Origin of the sequence: Finegoldia sp. (assembly GCF_046991905.1) — a bacterium.
In the GTDB taxonomy this organism is placed as follows: Bacteria; Bacillota; Clostridia; order Tissierellales; family Peptoniphilaceae; genus Finegoldia.
Genome location: NZ_JBKWZF010000039.1, coordinates 1 through 5,266 on the forward strand (window position 1 = coordinate 1; position 5,266 = coordinate 5,266).

At 32.1% G+C, this 5,266-nt stretch carries 2 protein-coding genes and 1 pseudogene; all 3 read left to right on the forward strand.

Going from position 1 to position 5,266, the window contains the following annotated elements; translation table 11 throughout:
- The first annotated feature begins 417 nt into the window (after window positions 1–417).
- Window positions 418–1,623: a YSIRK-targeted surface antigen transcriptional regulator gene (locus tag ACLUJM_RS10655; protein ID WP_002297334.1), complete on the forward strand. Its 1,206-nt coding sequence runs from the start codon at window positions 418–420 to the stop codon at window positions 1,621–1,623.
- A gap of 49 nt (window positions 1,624–1,672) precedes the next feature.
- Window positions 1,673–2,074, forward strand: coding sequence for a DUF7006 family protein (locus ACLUJM_RS10660; RefSeq protein WP_412412798.1), 402 nt, complete (start codon window positions 1,673–1,675; stop codon window positions 2,072–2,074).
- 615 nt (window positions 2,075–2,689) lie between these two features.
- A pseudogene (esp, locus tag ACLUJM_RS10665) lies at window positions 2,690–5,266 on the forward strand (repetitive surface protein Esp); the annotation flags it as partial.

Consider the following 5,266-nt stretch of genomic DNA (forward strand, 5'->3'; position numbering starts at 1 on the left):
CCTCCTTTTGGATAATATTCTTATTCGTGTATAGATTGTATTTTTTATTTCTTCCCCCTTCATAATTAACAACTAGAAAAGAGTTCGAATAGACACGTATTTGAACGAAAATTTTTATTGGATTCCCAAATTGGAATATTTAGAAACGAAAAATTCCTATTATCTGTATAGTGCTTAGATAATAACGGATCATAATAATTATTGTCTTTGAACTAGATATATGTAAATAGTATTCATCATGATGAAAAATGATGAGTTCTCGGTGATAAAATGTACTTTTTACGGTGGAATATACATGAAAGCGATAAGTGGATATTTTATAATGAAGTAAGTTAGCTTATTTTGACAGAGGAATAGTATTTTAGATAACGTATAAAATACTATTTAATGATGTAGAAAGGAAAGAGAGAAACAAAAGTGTTTTCAGATAAAGAAGTCTTATTAAAGTCTCTTCATGTTTGTTTAAAGTTACCTATCGTGGTTTTTAATTCCGAATTCAGTATTATAAAAGAGTATCGCTCAGATAGAACTACTTATTTTTTTTATGATTATAAAAAGTTACTAACTGATAATATTAAAAAAACTAAAGATTTCCATTTCTTTACTGGTGATTTTAATGAGATGTTTCTTCTATACATGTTTAAAACCAGATATTACTTATTTGGTCCATTTAGAGCAAATAATATTGATAAAGTTTTTTTTAAACTAAAAATGAACAATTTGAATGTTGCAATGGCTGATAGAGAACGACTCTATAATTCATTGCAAAATTTGACTTTGTATTCTTTAGGAGACATTCGAGATATTCTGATTTTAGTTCATTATTTTTTTACTGGAAAAATAGAAGATCTATTCCATGAACCGTTAATTGAATATACAGAAAATCTAAGTAAAACTATCGAGCAAATCAAAATAGATAATCTGTTATCACAAAATTACGATCCAGAAATATATCTGTTTCTTTATGAAAATAAAATACTGGAATATGTTAAAAATGGAGATATTCGAAATTTAGAAAACATGGTTTTTAATCTGAGTAATGGAATAATTCCAAGTGTTAGTGGAGATACGATTCGGTCTGAAAAAAATTATTCTATCATTGTTTTTGAAAAGTTAGCACAAACGTCTATAACATTAGGAATGGATATAATAGAAGCGTATCAAAGTAGAGATGCTTTGATACAAGAAAACGAATTAGCTGTATCGTTACCTGAGGTCTTAAAAGTGAGGGATTCTGGGATTGTTTATTATACTAAGGAAATCGGAAAAACTAAGATAGAGCATCTTTCTCCCTTAATTTCTTCTGTCGTTCAATTCATCGGCTTAAATATCTATAAAAGAATTACTGTAAAGGAAATAGCTAATTATTTTTCTGTAAGTGAAACTAAATTAAGAGAAAGCTTTAAGAATGAAATGCATATTACGATTTATAATTATATCTCTAAGCGAAAAATTTCTACGGCTAAAATAATGTTGAAATCAAACCATACTATCAGTGAAGTTTCTTTAGGTTTAGGATTTTCAGATTCTTCACACTTTTCGAGAGTATTCAAAAAGTACGCAGGTGTATCTCCTAAGCAATATCAATTAGGTTTAGTGGACAATTTCAACAACATTAGCTGAGAGGTTTTATTTTATTATGAGACTATATCATTTACGTAGTTTGGAGGAGTTGAGGAAATTGGATTTTAACAAAAAATTTTTTTGGGAAATTTCTGATTTGAGTTGTTTCGTAGAATCTGAGCGTCTAAGTAATGGTAATAATAGTGTGTTAAATGAATATGACAAAGTAGTAATTAATAAAGTAAAAAGTTTATGTGAAGAAGCTAGAGAATCTATCAGTCATATTAATGGTAGCAATTTTAAACAAACATTATTTAATCTGATTAAGCTAGATGCTAAAATATCAAGTTATTTATTCTTTTTGATACATGATGAATTTATGGATTATCAAAAATTGGATCAGTTAATTGAAAGAGAAAGCTGGGAAGATTATTACGTGGGTCTAACTTTTTCAGAAAAGTTAAACAACTACAAGTTAATAGATTATAAGTATTTGAGTGAAAGCAATTAATTATTCATGTAGAGTACTAGACACTTTAAATATGGACAATTCAATTATAAAGAAAAAGAATCAATAATTTAATGAGGCTGTGACAAATGTCATTTTTTGTTTCGCTAAAAACGAGTGAAAAAATGTTGATAACTCCAATCATTCGTTTAAGATTCTAGGAATCATTCAGAAATGCTGTGAAACCGATACTTTATAATTATAAAGAAGGTGACTTCAAATTCCGAAGAAGGAATTTGAAGTCACCTTTTTACTTATGTCACAGTCTCATTCAGTAATGCGGGATAAGGCTCCTTATTCCGTTATTTGAATACTCTGAAGTTTAATCTAAGAAAGGGTAATATTTTGAAAACATGCTTCATCGCATAGAAATGAACTTAATTTCAGAAAGAATACATACATATCTTTTTATATGTTTTCAGCTGCTGAATGGTTAAAAAGCACAAATATCCGAAAAAAACATGAAGAAATGTACTTTTTTGTTGTAATGTTCATGAAATTCTCTAAGTAAATTAGTTAACATAAGGTTAGTAAGATTCCTATTCTGTGAATAATACGTATCAGATTTATCTTTTATTCTTACTAGGAAAGTAATTATTAAGGGAGTTGATTTGAATAATGGTTAGCAAGAATAATAAGAGAGTATTTCTAGAAAAAACAAAGAAACGAGTATTGAAGTACAGTATCAAAAAATTAAGTGTTGGGGTTGCATCTGTTTTGATTGGTGTTGGTCTTGTCTTGGGAACAACTGAACTAGTTAAAGCACAAGATGAAATTTCTCCAAGCAGCCCACTTGAAACAGCGATAAGCTCCGTACAAGTAGGTGACAAAGTAGCTTCGGGGAATACTTTTCAGGAGAATCCTGGTTATACGAAAAATTATAACTTTTCGGATTTACAATTTAGTCCTCAAGAACTAACTGGAGACACACTAAAAGGCAATACAATTGGATTTGAAGTTTACGGAAAACATAATATTGCAGCATCAACTAAAAACTGGGAAATCCGTCTTCAATTAGATGAACGATTAGCTAAATATGTAGAAAAAATTCAGGTCGATCCAAAGAAAGGAATTGGATCTTCTAGACGGACCTTTGTAAGAATTAATGATTCGCTGGGTAGACCTACAAATATTTGGAAGGTCAATTATATTCGTGCAAGTGATGGATTATTTGCTGGGGCAGAAACAACCGATACGCAAACCGCTCCTAATGGGGTAATTACGTTTGAAAAGAGCCTAGATGAAATTTTTAAAGAGATAGGCATAGACAATCTCAAGACCGATCGTTTAATGTATCGAATCTACTTGGTAAGTCATCAAGACGATGATAAAATTGTACCGGGTATTGATAGTACGGGCTACTTTTTAACAGATTCAGATGATTTCTATAATAGCTTAGATGTATCTGAAAATAATCCTGACCAGTTTAAACATGGATCAGTAAGTGCAAAATATGAGAAACCTAATACTCAAACAAAAGATGGTTCAGGATCCACAGGTGCTAATGGAGCTATAATCTTAGATCATAAGTTAACGAAAAATTATAATTTCTCATATTCATCTTCCGCAAAGGGCACGCCTTGGTATGCTAATTACAAAATTGATGAACGATTAGTTCCATATGTAGCGGGTATACAGATGCACATGGTTCAGGCTGACAAAGTAACATATGATGTTTCGTTTGAATCCGGAACAAAAGTAGCTGATTTAGCAATCGAGCGACGGGAAGGTCATGAAAATTATGGCATAGGTTCAATAACTAATAATGATTTAACTAAACTTATCGATTTTGCTAATGCAAGTCCACGTCCAGTCGTTATTCGATATGTTTTACAATTGACTAAGCCATTAGATGAAATCTTAGAAGATATGAAAGCAACAGCACAAGTTGAAGAAAATAAACCATTTGGTGAAGATTTCATCTTTGATTCTTGGTTGTCGGATACGAATAAAAAATTAATCCAGAACACTTATGGAACAGGTTATTATTATTTGCAAGATATTGATGGTGATGGAAACCCTGACGATAAAGAAGAGAGCGGAGACACGAATCCATATATCGGGAAACCTGAATTAGAAGAAGTATATGATGTTGACACAACAGTTAAGGGGAAAGTATTCATCCACGAGTTAGCGGGAACAGGTCACAAAGCCCAACTTGTTGATAAAGAAGGTACTGTATTAGCAGAAAAAACTATCGCTCCAAATGAAAAAGATGGGGCTCCAATTTCAGATACTGTAGAATTTGAATTTACGGGTGTAGATTCAAGTAAATTAATCGCGAAAGATGAATTAAAAATCCAAATCGTTTCTCCAGGTTTTGATAAACCAGAAGAAGGTTCAACCGTTATTAAGGAATCACCAAAAGCGGTTGATAAACAAACCGTGGTAGTTGGATTTAAACCAGATGCTAAAGAATCAATTCGGAATAATAAAAACTTACCTGAAGATGCAGAGTATTCATGGAAAACAGAGCCTGATACTTCTAACGTTACTGATAGTACGAAAGGTATTGTAACTGTTAAGATCGGAAATCGAACTTTCGACGTGGATGTAGAGTTTGCTGTAAAAGCTTCTCAAGCTATGGAAAATGATGCAACATACGTACCTATAACAACAACTCCAGAAACGACAGTTCAAAGTGGAAAACCTACATTTGATAAACCAGATGTTCCTTTAGCTAAAGATGCCTTTTCAATTTCAGATGTCTATAATAAGGACTTCGGTAATGCAAGTGTTGATGCAAACACTGGTATTGTTACATTCACTCCAGCTAAAGGTGTAGGAGAATCGGAGCCGATTACTGGAACAATTCCTATTAAAATTGTTTACCAAGATGGTTCTGTAGGCACGACCGATTTAGCAGTAACTGTAAGTAAAGATATTTATGAAAATCCAGGAGAAAACATTCCTGCAGGCTACCACAAAGTAACCTTCACCGCAGGAGAAGGAACAAGTATTGAAAGTGGAACAACAGTCTTTGCAGTGAAAGACGGCGTAAGCTTGCCAGAAGATAAACTTCCAGTGTTGAAAGCAAAAGATGGTTATACAGATGCGAAATGGCCAGAAGAAGCAACTCAACCAATTACAGCAGATGATACAGAATTTGTATCAAGTGCAACAAAACTGGATGATATCATTGAAAATCCAGGAGAAAACATTCCTGCAGGCTACCACAAAGTAACCTTCACCGCA